Here is a 20444-nt window from a genome sequence, read left to right on the forward strand (position 1 = left end):
TGGGGGCCGGCTCGCCTGAGTCAGCTCCGCCGACCGACCGCTCCGGTCTGGCCTGCTACTTCGCCTGCTCGTCCGTATCCTCGTCGGCCTCGAGATGACCCGCGAGGGCCACGAGCGCCGGCAGCGCGGCCATGAGGCTCGCGTGGTCCGGGCCGGGGAGCCGGTCCAGTGCCCGGCCGAGCCGTTCGGCGTTCGCGGCCTTCCAGGCGCCGAGGAGCTCGTCGCCCAGCGCGGTGACACGCAGGACCACCGAGCGCCGGTCGCCGTCCTTGGACGCTCGTGAGAGCGTGCCGGAGGAGACCATCTGCTGGACGAGCGTGCTCACCGTTGTGACGGCCAGCCGCTGCCGCGAAGCAAGCTGGCTCACGCCCAGCTCGGGTTCCTCGCTGAGCCGCTGGAGCAGCTCGATGTGCGCCATCGGCAGCGTCTCCCAGGGAAGGTCGCTCCGCACGCTCGAACGCAGGATCCTGCGGAGCCGCGTGATGGCGTCCGTGAGCTGCCACGCGTCCGTGACGTCGAGCGGCCCGTGGGCGGCGGCCTCGGTGGGCTCGTGTCCGTCTTGTTGCACTCGATCAGTGTAGTCCCGATACTCCTGCCCCAAGATACTTCGGTAACAGGATGATTGTAGTAAGATGCTCCTGTGACAGAACAAAATGCGTCGGCCTCCAGGGCGCCGTTCGGATGGCAGCGCCTCTTCGTCGAGCCGGCACGGCCAGACTGGGTGCGCCGGCGCCGGCGGGCCCCATGGCTCGTGGTCGCGACAGTGTGCATCGGCGCCTTCATGGGGCAGCTGGACGCGAGCATCGTCACGCTTGCCGTCCCGCCCATCACCACGGAGTTGCACGCGAGCCTCGGTGAGGTTGAGTGGGTGGCCCTCGTCTACCTCCTGGTCCTCGTCGGTACCATCTCCGCCGTCGGCCGCCTTGCCGACATGCTCGGCCGCAAGCTCTTCTACACGTACGGCTTCGTGCTCTTCACGCTCGCCTCGCTCGCGTGCGGGCTCGCGCCGGACCTGCCGTGGCTCATCGCGGCGCGCGCGGTCCAGGCCGTCGGCGCCGCGATGCTCCAGTCGAACAGCGTCGCGCTGATCCGCACGAGCATGCCTCCTGGCCGGCTCGGCCGAGCGATCGGGCTCCAGGGCGCCGCCCAGGCGCTGGGCCTCGCGATCGGGCCCTCGGTGGGCGGCCTCCTCATTGCGGCCGGCGGCTGGCGCTGGGTCTTCTTCGTCAACGTCCCCGCCGGGATCCTGGGCGCCGCCCTCGGCTGGATCTTGCTTCCGCGGACCCGCGCCAAGGCCCCGCTCGCCCCGCTCGACCTCATGGGACTCGCCCTCCTCCTGCCCGCGGTCGGATCGCTCCTGCTCGCGCTGTCGGAGGCGTCCCGTCGGGGGTTCGCGGACGCGCAGGTCATGGGGCTCGCGGCCCTGGCTGTCGCGTTCGGCGCCGCGTTCGTGCGGCGCGAGCGCCGGGCCAAGCATCCGCTCGTAGACCTCGGCCTGTTCCGCTCCGGCCGGTTCTCCGCAGGGCTCGGCGCGGGCGCAGCGTCCTTCCTCGCGCTCTTCGGGGTCCTGCTCGTCACCCCGCTCTACACCCACGCGAGGCTGGGCCTCGGCCCCACGCAGTCCGGCCTGCTGCTCACGATCCTGCCTGTGGCGCTCGCCCTCGTCGCGCCGGCTGCCGGGCGCCTCGCCGACCGCCGCGGCCCGCGGCTTCCGATGACGTTCGGCATGGTCCTTGCTGCAGCCGGGCTCGCGGGGATGGCCGCCGGTGCGGAGAGCGTCGTGGTGCTCGCGGTGAGCCTCGCGGCCGTCGGAGCCGGGCTCGGGCTCTTCACGCCCGCCAACAACGCCTCGGTGGCAGCTGCGGGGCATGACCACCAGGCGGGCATGGTGAGCGGCGTGCTCAACATGACGCGCGGCATCGGCACCTCGCTCGGAGTCGCGGTCGGTGCGGTCACGTACGCGCTCGCCTCGGCCGGAAGCGGTTCGTCGCCCGAGGGCTCGGAAGCCGGATTCCGGACGGCGCTCATCGTGTTCGCCGCCGTGGCCCTCGGCGGCGCGGCGCTTTCGGCGGCGCGCCGGGGGCGCTGACGGGACCCTCGCGCCGTGAGAGGCGCCGGGATGCCCGCGCGACTAAGCTGGACAGCATGACCCCACGCACTCCCACGAGTCCCTCCGCCGTGCGCGCCGATGGGCGCGCTCCCGATCAGCTCCGGCCCATCAGCATCACGCGCGGATGGTCCAAGCAGGCGGAAGGCTCGGCGCTCATCGAGTTCGGCAATACCCGGGTGCTGTGCACCGCGTCGTTCACGGAGGGCGTCCCGCGCTGGCTCAAGGGCGAGGGCCGCGGCTGGGTGACGGCGGAGTATGCGATGCTCCCGCGTGCCACCAACACGCGTTCCGACCGCGAGTCGGTCAAGGGCCGGATCGGAGGGCGGACGCACGAGATCTCACGGCTCATCGGCCGCTCGTTGCGCTCGATCATCGACACCGAGGCGCTCGGCGAGAACACGATCGTGCTCGACTGCGACGTCCTCCAGGCCGACGGCGGCACGCGCACCGCGGCGATCACCGGGGCGTTCGTGGCGCTCGCCGAGGCCGTCCGATGGGCGAAGGACAAGGGGCTCGTCGAGCCCGGGAGCGAGCCGCTCGTGGACACCGTCTCCGCCGTCTCGGTCGGGATCATCGACGGTGTCCCCATGCTCGACCTTCCGTACGTCGAGGACGTGCGCGCCGAGACGGACATGAACGTCGTCGTCACCGGTTCGGGCAAGTTCGTCGAGGTGCAGGGCACCGCCGAGGGCGCGCCTTTCGACCGCGACGAGCTCAACAACCTCCTCGACCTCGCGCTCATCGGCACCGCCCAGCTCGCTGACATCCAGCGCGAGACGCTCGCCGAGGCCCTCCGGACGGCCCCGTGAGCGCCGGCGTGCACGGCGACGCCCACCCCGGGACCGCGGACGGCGCCCCGCGGCTCGTTCTCGCAACCCACAATCAGGGCAAGCTCCGCGAACTCCGGGAGCTCCTGCGCGGCAAGATTCCGGGGCTCGACGTGGATACCCAGGTGGTGGACGCTGCGGCCGTCGGCGGTCCCGACGTCGTCGAGGACGGCGTGACGTTCGGAGAGAACTCGCTGCTCAAGGCGCGTGCGGTCGCGGCCGCCACCGGGCTCGTGGCCGTCGCCGACGATTCGGGCCTCGCTGTCGACGTCCTCGGCGGTGCACCGGGGATCTTCTCCGCGCGGTGGTCCGGTCGCCACGGCGACGACCGCGCCAACCTGGAGCTCCTGCTCGCCCAGCTCGCGGATGTGCGCGACGAGCACCGCGGGGCCGCCTTCGTGTGCGCGGCGGCGCTCGTGGTCCCGGCGGACGACGGCGGGGATGCGACCGAGCATGTCGAGTACGGCGAGCTCAAGGGCACCCTGCTGCGCGAGCCGCGCGGTGCCGGTGGCTTCGGCTACGATCCGATCCTCCTGCCCGACGGCCTCGATCGCAGCTGCGCGGAGCTCAGCCGCGAGGAGAAGAACGCCATCAGCCATCGCGGGCAGGCCTTCAGGGCTCTCGTGCCGGCGATCGTCGCGGCGCTTGCCGGAGCCTGACCGGGCCGGCGGCGGCCTGATCGGGCCTGCGTCGGCCTGATCGCGCCTGGGCCGGCTGATCGGGCCCCTTCAGCCCGACTGGGCCCGCGTCAGTCTGACCGGGCTGCGCCGGCCTGTACCAGCTGATCAGGCCGCTACCGCATCTGCCGAGCCGCGGCTCCTACCGCTCTGGTTCGTTCTCCTCCGCGCGGTCCGCGGCCGGAACGGCCCCGGCGGCGCGGCGCTTCTCGAGCCAGCCCTTCACGAACTCGACGATGATCGGGATGATCGAGACGAGGACGATCACGATGAAGATGAGGTCGATGTTCTTGCCGACCCATGCGTACTGGCCGAGCCAGGCCCCGAGGAGGGTCACGCCCGCGGCCCAGGGGATCGCGCCGAGCACGTTGTAGATGAAGAACTTCCGCCGCTCCATGCCGGCGACGCCGGCGATCACGGGGACGAACGTGCGGATGATCGGGACGAAGCGCGCGAGGATGAGCGACTGGCCGCCGTGCCGCTCGAAGAACGCGTGGGCCTTGCGGACGTTCTCCTGCTTGAAGAACCGCGAGTCGGGGCGGCTGAAGAGCGAGGGCCCGACCTTCGCGCCGACGAGATATCCGACCTGATTTCCGATGATGGCCGCGACGACGACGAGCAGGGCAAGCAGCCAGATGTTGAAGTTGATCGCGCCGGTGGCCACGAGCAGGCCGGCGGTGAACAGCATCGAGTCGCCCGGCAGGAAGAAGCCGATGAGCAGCCCGGTCTCGGCGAAGATGATCAGGCAGATCACGACGACGATCCACGGTCCAAGCGGCGAATCCCGCAGGAACACGTCGGGGTTGAGCCAGTCCGGGAGGAACGAGGCGGTCCTCGGTTGGACGGCACCCGGCACCAAGGCGGCGGGCAGGGCGGCGGAGAGTTCGGTCAGCGCGGCACGGATCACGCTCCAAGCGTACCGGGGCAGGCTGTGCGCTTGCCCGGGAGTGCTGTGCGCGCGGAACCTTGACTCAGAGGTGTGGCGGTCCCCGGCCGCCCGGCCCGCCGCCGCTAAGCTCGCCGCGTGGCCTTGGACTTCACCGCGATCGACTTCGAGACAGCCAACGGCTTCAGGGGCTCGCCCTGCGCGGTGGGTCTCGTGAAGATCCGCTCGGGGAAGCCGGTCGAGACCGCCACCTGGCTGATGCGGCCCCCCGCCGGGCACGACGACTTCGACCCGCGCAACGTCGCGATCCACGGGATCCAGCGGCGAGACGTGGCGGGCCTTCCTCGGTTCGGAGAGATCTTCGCGGAGATCGGCGGCTTCATCGGCGAGGACGTCCTCGCGGCGCACAACGCGGCGTTCGATCTGGGAGTCATCCGCTCGGCGCTCGAGGTCTCCGGCATGGCGGCGCCGGCCTACGACTATGCGTGCACGGTGGTCCTCTCGCGCCGCACGTACGAGCTGCCGTCGCACTCGCTTCCGTTCGTGGCCGAGGCCGCCGGGGTTCCGCTTGTCAACCACCACGACGCCACGGAGGACGCCGCGGCGTGCGCGGGCATCCTCGTGGACATCGCGCACCGCCACGGCGCGGCGAGCGTCGAGGAGCTCTACGGCGCGCTGCACCTCGCGCTCCCGCGCCATCCCGAATTCATCCCGGGCAGGGACGTCGTCTCGGCGCCCACCGCGAAGGCACTGCGTGGCGGCGTCCGCACTGTCTCCCCGCGGACGGCTCCGACGCCGGCGACCCCCATGCGGGCGACCCCCACGCCGACGACGGCGGCTCCCGCCTCAGCCGGCCGGCGCACGTGGGCGCCGTGGCCCGACGAGGGCGCCAACCCGCCGGCAAGCGCGACCGCGGATCCGGCCCACCCGCTGTTCGGCCACAGGATCGTCTTCACCGGCAGCCTCGGCATGACGCGCGCGGAGGCCAAGAGCCGCGCGGCCGCCCTCGGCGCACAGCCCGCGAGTTCGGTGACGCGGGCCACGACTCTCCTCGTGGTCGGCGACGGCTTCGTCGCGGCAGACCTCACAGGGAGTCGGACGGGCGGCACGAGCGGCCCCACGACGTCCAAGGCCCGGCGCGCCCTCGAGCTGCGGTCGGCCGGATACCGCGTCGAGGTGCTCTCCGAGGGCGAGTTCCTGCAGATGCTCGGCGGCGAGTGGCCTGCGCGGAGCGCGTGACACCGGGTTGGGCCAGGGCACAAGTAGCACTGCGCAACATTCCTTCCGCTCGCACGCTCCCGATTCCTAGGCTGGAGAGGTGACTACCAGTACCGGCTCCGCTCCCGTCACCCGCACCAGCGCGCTGCGCCGCGCGTTCGAGTTCCCGAATCCCGTGAACGAGTACGCCGCCCGGTCGACCGCCGGAGTGGTCGTAGTGCTGAGCCTTGTCACCTTGGTCCTCGGGCTGACGGCCGGAGGGGGCTGGCTCCTGTGGTTCATCGCGCTCGGGTTCTGGCTGCGCGTCGCCGGAGGCCCCCGTTATTCGCCGGTCGGGCGGCTCGCCGTGCACGTCATCGCACCCCGCTTCGGCCGCGCGCGCCTCGTCGCGGGCCCGCCGAAGCGCTTCGCACAGGCGATCGGCGCCGTGCTCTCGACGGCCGCAGCGATCCTGTGGGCGGTGGGCCTGGCCCCCGTCGCGTGGGTACTGCTCGGACTTCTCATCGTTGCGGCGTCGCTCGAGGCATTCGCAGGGTTCTGCCTCGGCTGCTGGATCTTCGGCAAGCTCCAGCTCATCGGGATCATCCCCGAGAGCGTGTGCGAGGCGTGCAACAACATCGCGCTGCGCCGTTCCTGACCGCGCCGTTCCTGACCGCGCCGGGCCTCCGCAGAAGGCCCGCGGAAGGTTCGTGAGCTCTGGCGCCTGAGGCCTGCGCGGCGTCGCGGCCTGCGCGGGTGATGCGGCGGGTCCGGCGAGGCCCGCGCCCCACGCGCGCCGGCTAGTCCTCGGCGCCTGAGGCCTGCGCGAGCGTCGCGGCGAGCTCGCCGGCGATGTCCGAGCCCTCAAGCCGGCCCGCCCATTCCGCGGGGACTGCCTCGGCACCCCACAGCGCGCCGAGGAGCGCGCCCGTCATCGCTGCCGCGTCCGCACCGACGGCGCCGGCGCGGACGACGGCGGAACGGTAGGCCGCGGATCTGCCGTCACCGTCGGCTGTCGTGTCTCCCCGAGACGACTCGGCCGCAAGCGCCGCGCGCAGCGCAGTGCTGAGCGAGCGCGCCGCGGGAGAGACCGGTCCCGCGGAATCGGGCCCTCCGATCTCGGGTGCCGTGGGATCGGGCTCCAGTGCCCACTTGAGGGCGGCCACGACATCGGCCGCGGGGGTGCGGGCGCCCTCCTGAGCCGAGCGCACTGCCTCCACGGCGCCCGGAAGCGCACCGCCCTCGGCGAGCCCCCGGACGATGCCCGCGAGTGCCGCCGCCGCCTGGACGGCGCTCGGATGGCCGTGGGTGAGGTACGCGCCGTCGAGCGCCATCGCGGTGACCGCGTCCAGCGGGGTTCCCGAGACGAGGCCGAACGCCGCCGAGCGCGCGGCGGCCGCGCCGTCGTCGTACGCGGGGCCGAGCGGGCGCGCCTGGGTGCCCATCTCCCCGCCCGCGAGCGAGGCGACCCACGAGGGCCGAACCGCGAGCTGGCGGTTGGTTGCCGGCTGGGTGTCGATCCAGCGCGGAGGGGCCGACGGCGCGGAGGCTGGAAGCGGGACACCCTGGGCCTCGGCCCAGCGCAGGTAGGCGAGCCAGACGCACGCGGCCTGGTCGGCGTAGACCCCGGCGTTGGCCCATTCGAGGACCTCGACGAGCGCGTCCGCCGTATAGAAGGAGAGCTGGCCGGCCGCCCCGAGGCGGAGCGTGCCGGTGGCTTTTGAACCGGTGGCTTCTGGGGTGCCATCTGCGTCGGCCGCGAGGACAACGGCCTCGGAGGCGGCGCCGCCCAGCAGGCAGCCATGGATTCTCGACGTGGGGCTCGGAGTGCTCGTCACTCCTGCAATGTACTGACGCGAGAGGCCGAACGTCATCCTCAAGGTGTGAGGGTAGTATGTGGGCGGGCGCCGCCCGGACACCCCCAGAGCCGGGCTGATGCGCAGCCCCAAAGGGCTTGGCGGTCCTGCCGCCCCCACCGACGACTCGAAAGAGGAATCCCCATGACCAGCCCCGCGGTGACCACCACCGAGGCCGCCCCCGCGGCCCCCCAGGAGTTCGGCATTGTCGCGAAGCTCGCGGCCGAAGCCTTCGGCACGTTCCTACTCGTCTTCGGCGGCCTCGGCGTCGCTCTGTTCAGCAACCCGCAACAGGCCCCGCTGCCGGCTCCGCTGGCCATCGGTCTCAGCATTGGCGTGGGCATCGCGGCGGTCGGCCACATCTCGGGAGGCCACTTCAACCCGGCCGTGACGCTCGGAACCGCGGTAGCTGGCCGCACGCCGTGGAAGCGGGTTCCGCTCTACGTCCTGGCCCAGCTCGTCGGCGGCGCGATCGGCGCGCTCATCCTGTGGGTGGCTGTCCGCACGCTGCCGCAGCTCTCCAACGTCCAGACGATCTTCACGCAGCTTTCGAACGGCGTCGACGATCTCTCCCCGAACAAGTTCCCGATGGCCGCAGGCCTCCTCGTCGAGGTCGTCGCGACGGCGGCGTTCCTCGGGATCATCCTTGCCGCCACGTCGAAGCGCGCGGCGAAGGGCGTGGCCCCGTGGGCCATCGGCGTGGGCCTCGCGATCCTCGTCCAGGCGATCTCCCCGATCACGAACGCGTCGCTCAACCCGGCCCGCTCGACGGCCACGGCGATCTTCGCCGAGCCGAGCGCGCTCGGCCAGCTCTGGATCTTCTGGGTCGCGCCTCTGCTCGGCGCCGCCATCACGGGCCTGCTCTTCCGCGGCTTCGGCTCGCAGGACGACGTCGTCGTCACGGGTGCGCCGGGTGCGCCGTCGTTCACGACCGTCGAGGGTGAGCCGACCCCCGGCCTGTCGGTGGCCGAGGAGGAGGCTGAGCTCCGCGCGGCCCGCGAGGCGCGCTCTGCCGACGCTCGCGAGGAGTCCGGCGAGGCCGCCGATGAGGCCGCCGCGCCGCGGGCGGGCGAGCCTGAGGCCGCCGAGGCGCCCCGCACCGGAGATGACGACGCGAAGAACTTCTTCGATCAGTCGAAGTAGCGTTCGGGCCTCGATCTGGGGCTCGCGGCGGGTGGCACCGAAGAATGTCGGTGCCACCCGCTAGCTTTTTTCCATGAAGATCCTGCACACCTCGGACTGGCACCTCGGGCGGTCGTTCCACGGCTTGGGGCTGCTTGCTGCCCAGAGCGAGTGGATCGACGGCCTCGTGGAGTTCGTCGCCGCCGAGGGGGTCGAGGCGGTGCTCGTCTCGGGGGACGTGTACGACCGTGCGCTGCCGGGCGTGGACGTCGTGGCGCTCCTCGACAGGGCGCTCGTCCGCCTCACGGAGGCCGGCGCGCGGGTCATCCTCACGAGCGGGAACCACGATTCGGCCGTGCGGCTCGGCTTCGGGGCGCGCCTTCTCGAGCGCGCGGGGGTCCACGTCCGGACGCGCGTTGCGGAGCTTGCCGATCCGGTGATCGTCGAGGGCTCCGAGGGCTTCGAGGTGGCCGTGTACGGGGTGCCCTATCTCGAGCCGCGGCTCGTCGCGGACGAACTCGGCGTCGAAGAGGCGGGCCACACGCCCGTCACGCGCGCCGCGATCGAGCGGATTCGCGCCGATCTGGAGCGTCGGCGGGGCGAGCGTTCAGCGACGGGGGCCGGTGCCTTGCATTCAGTGGTCATGGCCCACACGTTCGCGTCCGGCGGGATTTCCGCCGAGAGTGAGCGCGCGCTCGCGGTCGGCGGGCTCGACGTCGTCCCGATCGAGGCGTTCAGTGGGATCGACTACGCGGCGCTCGGCCATCTGCACGGCCGGCAGCGGCTCGCCGAGAACGTCCGCTACTCGGGGTCGCCGCTCGCGTATTCCTTCGGCGAGGCGCGCCAGCCCAAGGGAGCGTGGCTCGTCGAGTTCGGCGATTCTGGGCTGACCTCCGTGAAAGAGGTGGGTTGGCCGACGAGCCATCGGCTCGCGGTGCTGCGCGGTACCCTCGACGAGCTCCTGGGCGATCCTGAGCTGGCCGACGCCGAGTCCGCCTGCTGCCAGGTCACGCTCACGGATGCCGAGCGGCCGCAGCGTGCCATGGAACGCCTGCGCACGCGCTTCCCGCTCACGCTGTCGCTGCAGTTCGACCCGGCGGGCGGCGCCGAGCGCGCGGCCACGACGTACAGCGGGCGCCTCGCGGCGGCCCGGGACGACCTCGAAGTGTGCTGCGGCTTCTTCGACCACGTGCGCGGGCGGGGCCCCAACGACGAAGAGCGCGCAGCACTCGAGGGCGCTCTCGACGCCGTGAGACTCGCCGAGGCCGCGCAATGAGGCTCCATCGGCTCGAGATCGAGGCCTTCGGCCCGTTCGCCGAGCGGCAGTCGATCGACTTCGACGCCCTCGCCGAGCACGGCCTGTTCCTGCTCAACGGCGCCACGGGCGCGGGCAAGACGAGCGTGCTCGATGCGGTGTGCTTCGCTCTGTACGGCGGCCTGCCCGGAGCGCGGCAGGGCAGCAAGTCGCTCAAGAGCCATCACGCAGCCCCCGCCGCGCAGCCCGAGGCCGTGCTCGAGTTCAGCGCTCAGGGCCGGCGTTTCGAGGTGCGCCGCACCCCAGCCTGGGAGCGCCCGAGCCCGCGGGCCAAGAACGGATTCACGACGCAGCAGGCGAGCACCCACCTGCGCGAGCTTGTCGCGGGAGAGTGGCAGCCTGTGTCGTCGCGCAACGACGAGGCGTCGCAGGTCCTGGGCAGCGTGCTCGGTATGGACCGCGAGCAGTTCACGCGGGTGGCGATGCTCCCGCAGGGGGAGTTCGCCGCGTTCCTCAGAGCGGAGCCCAAGGAGCGCGAGAAGCTGCTCGAGAGCCTCTTCTCGACGGGTCGCTTCGGCGAGGTCGAGGCGCAGCTCGCGGCGATGGCGCAGGAGGCCGAGGCGCGCGCCGCTGCGTCGGAGGCCGCGGCCAGAATGCCCGTGAGGCAGCTCGAGGCCGAGCTGGCCGCGCCCGAGTGGAGCCGCGCCCTGGCTGACGGGTCGATGGGCGCGCCGTGGGAGGCGCCGGAGGAAGGTGCGCTTGCGATCGACGAGGCGACACCCCTCGACGGTGACGCCGTGGACGCAAGGTTTGAGTGGGCGGTTCGTCGGTTTGCCCACTTCGCGGCTCGGGCGGGCGAGGAGATTGCGGCGGCGCGCGACGGAGTGAGCGCGGCGCGGTCCGCCGAGGAGGAGTGCCGCCGAGCCGTCGACGACGCCGCCGAGCTCGCCGCTGCCCGAGCCCGCCGTTCACGCTGGGAGGCGGACCGGCCGATCCAAGCCGAACGCGTCGAGCGACTCGACCGCGCGGCGGCGGCCGGCGCCCTGCGCGCGGAACTCGACGGCGAGCGGCGGGCCGCGGTCGCGGCCCAGAGGGCCGGCGAGGAACTCCGGGCGGCCTTCGGCGTTGCCGCCGCCGCGGGGTGGGAGGCGCCCGAGGGGAAGGAGCTGACGGCGGCGGAGCTTCGATCAGAGGCGGGCGACGTGCGCTCGGAGGCCGCGGTGCTCGAGGAACGAATCCCCCTCGAGGACGCTTTCCAGCAGGCCGAGGACGAACTGTCGGCGTCACGGGCACAGGCCGAGCGCCAGCGCGACGCGGTGGCCAGGCTCGACCTCGAGCTCGCGGAGCTCGGCCGCTCCACCGAGGAGCTGGCAGCCGAGCGCGCGCGGCTCGAGTCCGCGGCGGGGTCCCTCGGAGGCCTCCAGCGGGACTTCGAGGCGGCGCGGGCAGTCCTCGACGCCGTTCAGGCGTTCGCGGAGGCCGCCGGGCGCCGCCGATCGGCCGAGGAGCGTCACGGCGCGCTGCGCGAGGCCTCCCTCCAGCGCAGGGCCGAATGGCTCGACCTTCGCGAGGAGCGGCTCGCCCATACGGCCTACGAGCTCGCCTCGGGCCTCGCGGACGGGGCGCCGTGCCCGGTGTGCGGCTCGGCGGACCATCCCCACCCGGCCGTCGGCGACGAGGATCCGCTCCGCCTCGTCGACCGCGAACGGTCGGCCGCGGAGGAGTCGGAGCGCGCCGCCGAGCGCGAGCGGGCCGCAGCGGCGTCGGTCGCGGAGGCGACGGCAGCCGTCGCGGCGGCTGCAGCGCGGGGAGGCGACGCCGATCCCGACAAGGCCGCGCGGGAGGCCGAGGAGCTAGGGATGGCGCTCCGGGCGGCACGGGAGGCCGAGGAGCGCCTGGCCGTGGTCGGCAAGCGGCTCGAAGCCCTCGACGTCCGACGGCGGGCGGCTGGCACCGAGCACGAGGCCGCGTCGACATCGCTCGCTCTGGCCGAGGACTTGTCCGGGAGGCTTGAGTCCGAGATCGAGCGCCGCCGCACGCAGCTCGACGCGTGGCGCGACGGGTGGGGGAGCCTGCGGGCCCGCCACGCGGCGCTGGCCGCCGTCGTTCGGGCACTCGAACCGCTTGCGGACGCGGCGGCACGGGCCGCCGCGGAGGGGGCGCGGCTCGGCGACGCCCAGAGCGCGCTCGCCCAGGCGCTCGCCGTGAGTCCCTTCGCGGATGCGGCGGCCGCCCGCGCGGCGCTCCTCGACGAGTCCGAGGCCGCGGCGCTGCGGCGCGCCGTCGACGGCCATCGGGCCGAGGAGCAGTCCATCAACGGCCTGCTTGAGTCTGCGGCGGCGGTCCGGGCGCTCGCCGCGGAGCGGGCCCCCCGGGAGGCCAGGGGGCGCGGCCTCGAGGACGTCGCCGGGGCGGCCGGGGACCGTGTGGCGTCGGAGAGCGAGTGGGCTGTCGGGGGAAGCTGGGCAGAGAGCGGTGAGGAGCGGCTTGCCTCGTGTCAGGAGGCACTCCGGCGCGCCGAGACGCGGCTTGCGGAGGCCCAGACCGCAGAACACGCGGCGCGCACTGCGGGCGCCAAGTGCGAGCGGCTGCACGGGGAATTCCGCGCCACGCTTCCGGCGCTGAGGAGAGATCGCGCCAAGAGCGACCTCCTCGGCGAGCTCCAGCGGACGGCTCGGGGGAGCGGCAGCGAGAACCGGCTCCGCATGTCGCTGCACCGCTACGTGCTTGCGGGGCGGCTCGAGCAGGTCGCGGCAGCCGCGAGCGAGCGGCTCGACGTCATGAGCGACGGGCGGTTCAGCCTCGAGCACACGGACGCACTCGCTGCTCGGGGAGCGGCCTCCGGGCTTGGCCTTGAGGTCATGGACGCCTGGACGGGCCAGCGGCGCGACCCGGCGACGCTCTCGGGCGGAGAGTCGTTCATGGCCTCGCTCGCCCTCGCGCTCGGCCTCGCGGACGTCGTGCAGCACGAGACCGGCGGCGTTGACATCGAGACGCTCTTCGTCGACGAGGGCTTCGGGACGCTCGACGAGCAGACGCTCGAGCAGGTCATGGAGGCCATCGAGGGGCTCCGCGCCGGGGGTCGGACAGTAGGGCTCGTGAGCCACGTCCCCGAGCTCAAGCAGCGGATACCGGCGCAGATCCGCGTGACGAAGGGACGTTCGGGCTCGACCCTCGAGGTCGTCGCGGGCGGCGCCGCGATCTGACGCGCGGGAGGCCAGGGCGCCGGCCGCACGAGGGTGCGTGGGCAGCGCGCCGCCAAAGCTGCGCAGCTCGTGGGGCCGCTGCGCAGCTCGTGAGGCCCACGCTCCCCAGCCCGTGCGGCCTCTGCTGCGCAGGCCGTGAGGACCGCGCCGGCCGGTACGATGGGACCGTTGCCGGGTTCGGCGCGACGGGTGGCAGGGACGTCGCGCAGTCGAAGAGGCGTGCCCGTTGTCGATCCGCGTATCTGTCTTAGCCCGCTACAAAGTCCTCCCGCGCTTGGCCGGCGGGTCCTTCCTCCCGCTCGGCCTGTTCGCGCGTCTCCCGCTCGCGATGCTCACCCTCGGCGCGCTCACGCTCCTCTCGGTGGTGTCCGGCTCCTACGCCCTCGGCGGGCTCGCTGCGGGCGCCGTCGGCGTCGGCTCCGCCGTCGGCGCACCGGTCCTCGGGGCCTTTGCGGACCGACTCGGCCAACGGCCCGTGCTCCTCTCCGCGGCCACGCTCAACACGGCGGCGATCGTCGCGGTCGTCCTCACGTCATACCCGCCCGGGGGACTCTCTCCCGCGAGCCCTGTCCCGGTCGTCGCGGCGGCGCTCGCCGCCGGACTCACCACGCCCCAGGTCGGCCCGTTCGCGAGGGCCCGCTGGATTGGTCTCACGGAGGGCCGAACGCTCAGGGCACTCGAGCTCGACGCGGCGCTCTCCTACGAGGGAACGGCGGACGAGGTCACGTTCGTCCTCGGCCCGGCGCTCGTAGGGGTGCTCGGCGCGGCGCTCGCGCCGTGGGTGCCCCTCGCCGTCGCCGCGGCCCTCACGCTCACGCTCGTGACGGCGTTCGCGGTCCACCCGACAGCCGCGGCGGTCCGCCCGATGGCGCGCGGAGAGCTCGCTCCGGTCCGGCCCCGGGAGTGGGCGATCGTTCTCTTGCCGGTCGCGGCGATGCTCGCCATGGGGACGTTCTTCGGGGGCACCCAGGCTGCGCTGACCGCGTTCTCGGGCGAGCACGGCGTGCCCGAGCTGGGCGGACTCCTGTACGCGGCGATGGGGCTCACGTCGGCTGCGGCCGCGCTGAGCGTCGCGGTCTGGCCGCAGTCGTTCCGGCTCGCAGCCCGATGGTTCGCGTGCGCGCTCGCGATGCTCGCCTTCAGCTTCACGCTGTTCGCCCCGCAAGGCGTCGGTCCCATGGCCGCCGCGCTGCTGCTGACCGGAATACCTGTCGGCCCGATCATGGTCACGGTCTTCGGGATCGGCGGGAGGCTCGCGCCCGCCGGGCGCACGAGCACCGTCATGACGGCCCTCGCGAGCGGGATCGTGGCCGGCACGGCGCTGGGCTCCGCGGTCGGCGGGCGACTTGCGCAGTCGGGCGGTTCGGCGGCGGCCTTCGCGACGCCCGTGGCCGCGGCGGCCGTGCTCGCGGCGCTCGGTGGGGCCGCCGTCGTCGTCATGCGACGCCGCTAGCGCCGCCCCGCGCCCTAGCTGACCGCGTCTGCGATGCGCCGCGCCACCCCGCGCCCCTAGCTGACCGCGTCTGCGATGCGCCGCGCCGCGGCCTGGAGGGTCGCGCCGATGGCGGCCGCGTCGAGGTTCGGCCCCAGATGGACGACGGCGAGGGCGGACGGCCGCTGCCTGGCCGGCTGAATCGGGACGGCCACAGCGAAGACGCCGGGGATGACCTCGTCATGGCTCACGGCATAGCCGCGCGAGCGGGCCTCGTCGGCCTCGGGACGGTAGGGGATGTCGGGCATCCGCTGCTCCCACTCGGCGCGTCCGAGCGCCGACTGGATCGCGATGCCCGGGGCGCCGGACGCGACGCTGTGCCGCGTTCCGGGGCGCTGCGCAATGGCCGCCCCGTTGTGGCGCGGCTCGGCGGTGGAGAGCGTCACGCATTCGGCGTGGTCCCACACGACCACGAATGCCGTCATCCCGAGCTCGTCGGCGATCCGCCCGAGTTCGGGCGCGGCGGCCGACTGGAGGTCGCGCGCCACCCCGCGCGCCAGCACGGCGAGGCCGGCGCCCGGCAGGAGGCGCCCGGAGTCGTCGCGCTCCACGAGCGAGTGGTCCTCGAGCGTGCGGATGATCCGGTACGCGATCGAGCGGTGCAGCCCGAGCGACTCGGCGACCTCGGCTATGGTGAGCGGCGCCCGGGAATCGGCGAGGATCTCGAGCGCCGTGAGGCCGCGGGAGAGCGTCTGGGAGTGGGCCGCCGTTTCCGCTGTCCGCGGCATGCGCTGCTCCTTCCGTCGCCGGGAGGCCGGCGAACGTCCTAGGCTCTTGTGGGGAGGCGAACACTCCTCTAAAGTGGGGATGTTCGATATTGGGACAGTGCGTTCTATTATAGAACGAGAGAGCGCGGCCCGACAAGGTCGGCGCTCAGGGGCAGTGCTTGCCTGAACCGGGACCGCGCGTGAGCCGTCCGAGATCAGGCCGGCTGAAGGAGGTAGCGACGATGATCGCGCAGCCCAGCGCAGTTCCGAACAGGCACGGACCGACGAACCGGCACCGGGCGCTCCACTTCCGCGGCAGTCTGGGCCGCTTCGCCACCGGCGTCGCGATCGTGACGTTCGACGGCGTGAGCAAGCGCCACGGGATCACCGTCAATTCGTTCACGTCCGTCTCGCTCGAGCCCCCGCTCGTGCTCGTGAGCATCGCGCGCAACACGCGCGCGCACGACGAGCTCGCGGGCCGCCCCTTCACCGTGAACATCCTCGGGGCCGAGCAGCAGGCCCTCGCGATGCACTTCGCAGGCAGGCCGGGCGTGGAGCCCGAGTGGGTCGAGGGGCCGGTGGCCCCTCGCCTGAGCCGCGTCCTCGCCTACTTCGAGTGCACGCCGTGGGCGGCGTACGACGGCGGAGACCACACCTTGTACCTGGGCGAGGTCGTCGACTTCAACTACCGTGCGGGGGACGCCCTCGCGTTCGCCAGCGGCCGCTTCACGACCATCCCCGAGAGCCAGCTCGGCGTCGAAGACCTGCTCTAGGAGAAGGCTTCCTCGGTTCGACGCCCAGGACCGCACCCGCCCACTCGACGACTGGAGAGAAATCATGGGTATCCGGACCGGCCAGCAGTTCCTCGACAAGCTCAACGCGATGCGCCCCCACCTCGTGATCGACGGGGAAGTCGTCTCGGAGAACCTCACCGAGCACCCGTCGTTCCGAGGGCTCGCCCGGAGCTACGCGAAGCTCTTCGACCTCCAGCACGACGCCGAGTTCCGGGACGCGCTCACGTACGCGTCGCCGACCACGGGGGAACCCGTCAACGCCTCCTTCCTCGTGCCGCGCACCCGGGAGGACCTCGTGAGACGGCGCGAGGCCATGGCCGTGTGGGCCAACTACTCGCAGGGCTTCCTGGGCCGGACCGGCGACTATCTCAATTCGGCTCTCACGGCCCTCGGCTCGGCCAAGAAGTTCTTCGCCCAGGCCGATCCCGTCTACGGCGAGCGCATCGAGGCCTACTACGAGTTCGCGCGCGAGAACGACCTCCTCGCGACGCACACGCTCATCCCGCCGCAGGCGAATCGCTCGGTCTCGGGATCGGAGCAGCTCGGCGGCCAGCTTGCCGCGCGGGTCGTGGAGGAGCGGGCCGACGGCGTGGTCCTGCACGGGGCCCGCATGCTCGCGACCATCGCGCCGATCGCGGACGAGCTCCTCGTCTTCCCGTCGACGCTCCTGAGGGCCACCCCCGAGGACGCCCCCTATTCGTTCGCGGTCGCGATCCCGAATGACGCGCCGGGCCTGCACTACCTGTGCCGCGCGGGCCTGCACCACGGTGGCGGCCACCACGACGAGCCGCTCGCGAGCCGCTTCGAGGAGGTCGACGCGGTCGTCGTCTTCGACAACGTCTTCGTCCCGCACGAGCGCGTCTTCATGCTGGGCCACCCCGAGCTGTGCAACCAGTGGTACTCCGAGACGGGCGCCGCCGCGCTCATGACCCATCAGGTCGTGACTCGCACACTGGCCAAGAGCGAGTTCTTCCTGGGCCTTGCGTCGGAGGTCGCGGCGATGATCGGCATCGACGGCTTCCAGCACATCCAGGAGGACCTTGCGGAGCTTATCCGCAACGTGGAGATCGGCAAGGCGTTCATCGTCGCGGCAGAGGCACAGGCCGAGCTGAGCGACGACGGCGTCATGCTCCCGCACTGGCCCACGCTCAATGCCGCGCGCAACTGGTACCCCAAGGTCTCGCAGCGCTACCCCGAGATCATCCGCAAGTTCTGCGCGTCGGGCCTCATGGGGCTCCCGGGGGAGGCCGATCTCGACGTCGCGCGTGAGGACATCGAGATGTACCTCCAGGGCAAGTCGCTCACCGGCCCCGAGCGCATCCGCCTCTTCAAGCTCGCGGCCGACGCGTCAGTGACCGGGTTCGCTGGCCGCCAGTCGCTCTACGAGTACTTCTTCTTCGGCGATCCCGTCCGGATGGCGGGCGCCCTCGTGAACAGCTACGACCGCGATCCGCTGCGGGCCCGCGTGCGGGAGTTCCTGCACCGCGAGGACTGAATCTCGCGGGCTGAATAGGCCCGAAAACGTTGCGGGGTCCCGTCCCGTGGGTTGCGGGGTCCCGTCCCGTGGGTTGTGGGGTCTCGTCCCGTGGGTTGTGGGGTCCCGTCCCGTGGGTTGTGGGGTCCCGTCCCGTGGGTTGTGGGGTCCCGTCCCGTGCGCCCGCGTTAGGTGCGCGGTGACGTGGTCGCGTCCTTGAGCGCGCGCCCGTGGACCCGCGTGATGTGCTCTAGCATCGCGACGCGCGCCCCCTCCGGGTCGCCAGCCTCGAAAGCCGCGAGGATGCGCGTGTGCTCGGCGATCGCGTGTTCGGCGTCGGTGACGCCGAGGTTGCCGAAGAACCGGAAGCGCTGGACCTGGCCGCCGAGCGCGTTGTAGGCGTTGAGCAGGAAACGATTGTGCCCGTTCTCGGCGATGAGGCGGTGGAAGCGTTCGTCGGCCTCCCAGTAACTGCCGTACTCGGCGAAGGTGGGACCCGTGGGAGCGCCGCGGAGATCGTCGACGGCGCGCTCAAGCTCGGCGCGGAGCTCGGGTGTAACGTGCGCGCACGCGCGTTCCGTGATGGCCGGCTCGATGATGGCGCGCGCCTCCATGAGCTCCCCGAGCTCCTCGGCCGTGAACAACGGGGCAACGCGGTAGCCCTTGAGGGCCTCGCGGCGCACGAGGCCCGTCGCCTCGAGCCGCGCAAGCGCCTCGCGAATGGGGGTCTGCGAGACCTCGAGCTCCGCCGCCATGCGGTCGATCCCGATGCCCGACCCTGGCTCGAGCCGCCCGTCCATGAGCGACGCGAGCAGCTCCTGGTAGACGTAGTCGGCCAAGAGCTGGCGGTTGGCTGGCCGGCGGCCACCAGAGAGGGCTGGCATGCGGAGAATCCTATCGGATCGGGGGTATGGCTGGGCCTGCGCGACAGGCCAGAGGAGGTGCTGGTCAGAGGCAGGTTTGGTCGGAGGAGAGGCTGGCCAGAGGCAGGCCGGCCAGAGGCAGTGTTGGCCCAGAAGAGAGGCTGGCCAGAGGCAGGCCGGCCAGAGACAGTGCCGGCCAGAGACAGTGCCGGTCAGAGGACAGCGCGGGCCGCCAGCCTTCGCTGGCGGCCCGCACGTGAACAGGAACGGTCAGTGCTGCGGAGCGACCGGTTCGTCGAGGAACTCGTCCGACTTTGCGGCCCGGAAGTACTTGGTCAGGTACATCATGAGAGCGGCGACGAAGGCGAAGATGCCGAGGGAGACCACGCCCCACACGCCGCTGCTCGTCTTGAACGCGTCGTTGATGCTCGTGCGCATGAGCGGGGCTACGAAACCTCCGAGGTTGCCGAGCGAGTTGATGAGGCCGATGCCCGCGGCCGCGGCGGCACCCGTGAGGAACGAGGTCGGGTACGCCCACGTGATCGGACCGACCGTGAGGAAGCTCGAGACGGCCAGGGTGATGAACAGGATGCCAAGGAGCGGCTGGTTGTTCGCACCGGCCCAGCCCGAGGCCAGGATGAAGACGCCGGTTCCGATGTAGAGCAGGGCGCCCCAATTGCGGCGCCGCACGATGGTGTGCGCGGCCTTTCCGAGGAAGTAGCACGCGAACAGGCCCACGAACCACGGGATGGCCGAGACCAGTCCGACCTCCCAGCCCACCTTCTTGCCGATCAGCCCGGCAACCTGCTGGGGCAGGTAGAACGTGGTGCCATAGACAGCGATCTGGAGCGCGAAGTAGATGACCGTGAAGTACCAGACCTTCCAGTTCGCCATCGCGCGCCAGATGCCGTTCGGGCCGTCCTCGGTCCGAACGCGGTCCTCGACCGCCATGGCGCCCGAGAGCGCCGCCTTCTCTTCGTCGTTGAGGAACTTCGCCTTGGCTGGGCTGTTCGTGAGCAGGAACAGCGAGGCGATGCCGGCCACGACGGCGAGCAGGCCCTCGACGAAGAACATGACCTGCCAGCCCCGCGCAAAGCCGAGCGAGTCGCCGATGCTGATGAGGCCGCCGCTGAGCGGGGCGCCGATCATCTGCGAGAACGGCTGGGCCAGGTAGAAGATCGCGAACATCTGAACGCGGACCTTGTTCGGGAACCACTCCGCGAGGTACATGATGACGCCGGGGAAGAGCCCGGCCTCGGTGACGCCGAGCAGGAACCGCAGCGTCGTGAACATCGTGTCGTTCGTCGTGAACGAGAACGCGGCCGCGACGATCCCCCACGTGATCGCGATGCGTGCGAGCCAGAAGCGGGCCCCGAAGCGCTTGAGGAGGAGGTTGCTCGGCACTTCGAAGAGTGCATAGCCGATGAAGAAGATGCCGGCTCCGAGTGCGAAGGCGCCATCGCTGACGCCGCGGTCGACCCGAAGGGCGGCCTCGGCGAAGCCGACATTCGTTCGGTCGAGGAACGCGACGAAATAGAGGATGACCAGCATCGGCATGAGATGCCGTGCAGCCTTCGAGATCGCGGACTTGAGTGCGCCGTCTTGCAGGGACGGTGCGGCAGTCCGCTCAGCGGATGTGGACACGTCAGCTCTCCTTTGAGATGAACCTTGTGGGTTTTCTTGCAGGGTTGGGTGATGCGGGTGCGGTGCTGTGGTGCTGGTTTGGTGGTGCTGGGTTGGTGCTGCGCGGTGCTGTTTTGGTGGTGCTGCGCGGTGATCGTCGGCGCGCTGTGGAGTACGCCCGCGGGACCGCGCGGTGCGGGGCTTAGCGTCCCTGCACGATCGTGACGACACCGATGGCGACGAACACGATCCCGATCGCGAGGAACGCGATCCGTGACTTCGTCCAGGTGCCGAGGAGGGATTTCACGGCGACTGCTCCTTTCGTGGCCGGTGTTGGCCTGAAGAGATCGGCGCG

Annotated in this window: 17 protein-coding genes; 11 read left to right on the plus strand and 6 right to left on the minus strand. The window is 71.9% G+C overall.

Going from position 1 to position 20444, the window contains the following annotated elements:
- Positions 1–55 precede the first annotated feature (55 nt).
- The gene (locus E6A26_RS03225) at positions 56–568 is read right to left on the minus strand and encodes a MarR family winged helix-turn-helix transcriptional regulator (protein ID WP_211128919.1); all 513 of its coding nucleotides are present in this window, start codon (positions 566–568) and stop codon (positions 56–58) included.
- Between the two features lie 72 nt (positions 569–640).
- Between E6A26_RS03225 and E6A26_RS03230 the strand changes: the two genes are divergently transcribed.
- The 3 genes from E6A26_RS03230 to rdgB are packed head-to-tail and all read left to right on the plus strand — an operon-like array spanning position 641 to position 3596.
- Positions 641–2089 carry an MFS transporter gene (locus E6A26_RS03230; protein WP_211128921.1) on the plus strand — a complete coding sequence of 483 codons (1449 nt, stop codon included), beginning with the start codon at positions 641–643 and terminating at the stop codon, positions 2087–2089.
- A 56-nt stretch (positions 2090–2145) separates the two neighbouring features.
- Complete coding sequence (gene rph / locus E6A26_RS03235; protein WP_136609738.1) at positions 2146–2919, plus strand: ribonuclease PH; 774 nt, start codon at positions 2146–2148, stop codon at positions 2917–2919.
- Positions 2916–3596 (plus strand): RdgB/HAM1 family non-canonical purine NTP pyrophosphatase, encoded by a 681-nt coding sequence (gene rdgB, locus E6A26_RS03240; RefSeq protein WP_234864953.1) that lies wholly within the window; start codon positions 2916–2918, stop codon positions 3594–3596. The genes rph and rdgB overlap by 4 nt, the downstream gene beginning before the upstream one ends.
- Before the next feature lie 160 nt (positions 3597–3756).
- Here rdgB and E6A26_RS03245 read toward each other — a convergent pair whose 3' ends face one another.
- Positions 3757–4521 carry a VTT domain-containing protein gene (locus tag E6A26_RS03245; RefSeq protein WP_407695355.1) on the minus strand — a complete coding sequence of 255 codons (765 nt, stop codon included), beginning with the start codon at positions 4519–4521 and terminating at the stop codon, positions 3757–3759.
- A 117-nt stretch (positions 4522–4638) separates the two neighbouring features.
- On the opposite strand from E6A26_RS03245, the gene E6A26_RS03250 reads away from it, so the two are divergent.
- Entirely contained in the window at positions 4639–5739 is a 1101-nt protein-coding gene (locus E6A26_RS03250; protein WP_136609739.1) for an exonuclease domain-containing protein, read from the plus strand.
- 79 nt (positions 5740–5818) lie between these two features.
- Positions 5819–6355 carry a DUF4395 domain-containing protein gene (locus E6A26_RS03255; protein ID WP_234864955.1) on the plus strand — a complete coding sequence of 179 codons (537 nt, stop codon included), beginning with the start codon at positions 5819–5821 and terminating at the stop codon, positions 6353–6355.
- A gap of 142 nt (positions 6356–6497) precedes the next feature.
- Here the strand turns inward: E6A26_RS03255 and E6A26_RS03260 are convergent, their stop codons facing one another.
- A complete protein-coding gene (locus tag E6A26_RS03260; RefSeq protein ID WP_168928657.1) occupies positions 6498–7535 on the minus strand; it encodes an ADP-ribosylglycohydrolase family protein in 1038 nt (345 codons plus the stop codon).
- A gap of 162 nt (positions 7536–7697) precedes the next feature.
- On the opposite strand from E6A26_RS03260, the gene E6A26_RS03265 reads away from it, so the two are divergent.
- The 4 genes from E6A26_RS03265 to E6A26_RS03280 all read left to right on the plus strand — a co-directional run bounded on the left by E6A26_RS03265 (position 7698) and on the right by E6A26_RS03280 (position 14589).
- Positions 7698–8696 carry an aquaporin gene (locus tag E6A26_RS03265; protein WP_168928658.1) on the plus strand — a complete coding sequence of 333 codons (999 nt, stop codon included), beginning with the start codon at positions 7698–7700 and terminating at the stop codon, positions 8694–8696.
- 73 nt (positions 8697–8769) lie between these two features.
- On the plus strand, positions 8770–9951 hold the full coding sequence (locus E6A26_RS03270) for an exonuclease SbcCD subunit D (RefSeq protein WP_136609742.1): 1182 nt from the start codon (positions 8770–8772) through the stop codon (positions 9949–9951).
- A complete protein-coding gene (locus tag E6A26_RS03275) occupies positions 9948–13136 on the plus strand; it encodes an AAA family ATPase (protein ID WP_136609743.1) in 3189 nt (1062 codons plus the stop codon). Before E6A26_RS03270 ends, E6A26_RS03275 begins: the two co-directional genes overlap by 4 nt.
- Before the next feature lie 274 nt (positions 13137–13410).
- Positions 13411–14589, plus strand: a complete 1179-nt coding sequence (locus E6A26_RS03280) for an MFS transporter (protein ID WP_327407261.1) — start codon at positions 13411–13413, stop codon at positions 14587–14589.
- Between the two features lie 56 nt (positions 14590–14645).
- Here the strand turns inward: E6A26_RS03280 and E6A26_RS03285 are convergent, their stop codons facing one another.
- Entirely contained in the window at positions 14646–15356 is a 711-nt protein-coding gene (locus E6A26_RS03285) for an IclR family transcriptional regulator (protein WP_136609744.1), read from the minus strand.
- A gap of 221 nt (positions 15357–15577) precedes the next feature.
- Between E6A26_RS03285 and E6A26_RS03290 the strand changes: the two genes are divergently transcribed.
- Both E6A26_RS03290 and hpaB read left to right on the plus strand, forming a co-directional pair.
- On the plus strand, positions 15578–16108 hold the full coding sequence (locus tag E6A26_RS03290; RefSeq protein ID WP_136609745.1) for a flavin reductase family protein: 531 nt from the start codon (positions 15578–15580) through the stop codon (positions 16106–16108).
- Positions 16109–16172: 64 nt separating this feature from the next.
- Complete coding sequence (hpaB, locus tag E6A26_RS03295) at positions 16173–17624, plus strand: 4-hydroxyphenylacetate 3-monooxygenase, oxygenase component (RefSeq protein WP_136609746.1); 1452 nt, start codon at positions 16173–16175, stop codon at positions 17622–17624.
- Between the two features lie 167 nt (positions 17625–17791).
- Here hpaB and E6A26_RS03300 read toward each other — a convergent pair whose 3' ends face one another.
- Together E6A26_RS03300 and E6A26_RS03305 are read right to left on the minus strand one after the other, a co-directional pair.
- Complete coding sequence (locus tag E6A26_RS03300; protein ID WP_136609747.1) at positions 17792–18487, minus strand: GntR family transcriptional regulator; 696 nt, start codon at positions 18485–18487, stop codon at positions 17792–17794.
- Between the two features lie 249 nt (positions 18488–18736).
- Positions 18737–20110, minus strand: a complete 1374-nt coding sequence (locus E6A26_RS03305) for an MFS transporter (protein ID WP_234864959.1) — start codon at positions 20108–20110, stop codon at positions 18737–18739.
- Positions 20111–20444: the final 334 nt, after the last annotated feature.

Source organism: Sinomonas albida, assembly GCF_004919045.1.
Classification (GTDB): Bacteria; Actinomycetota; Actinomycetes; order Actinomycetales; family Micrococcaceae; genus Sinomonas; species Sinomonas albida.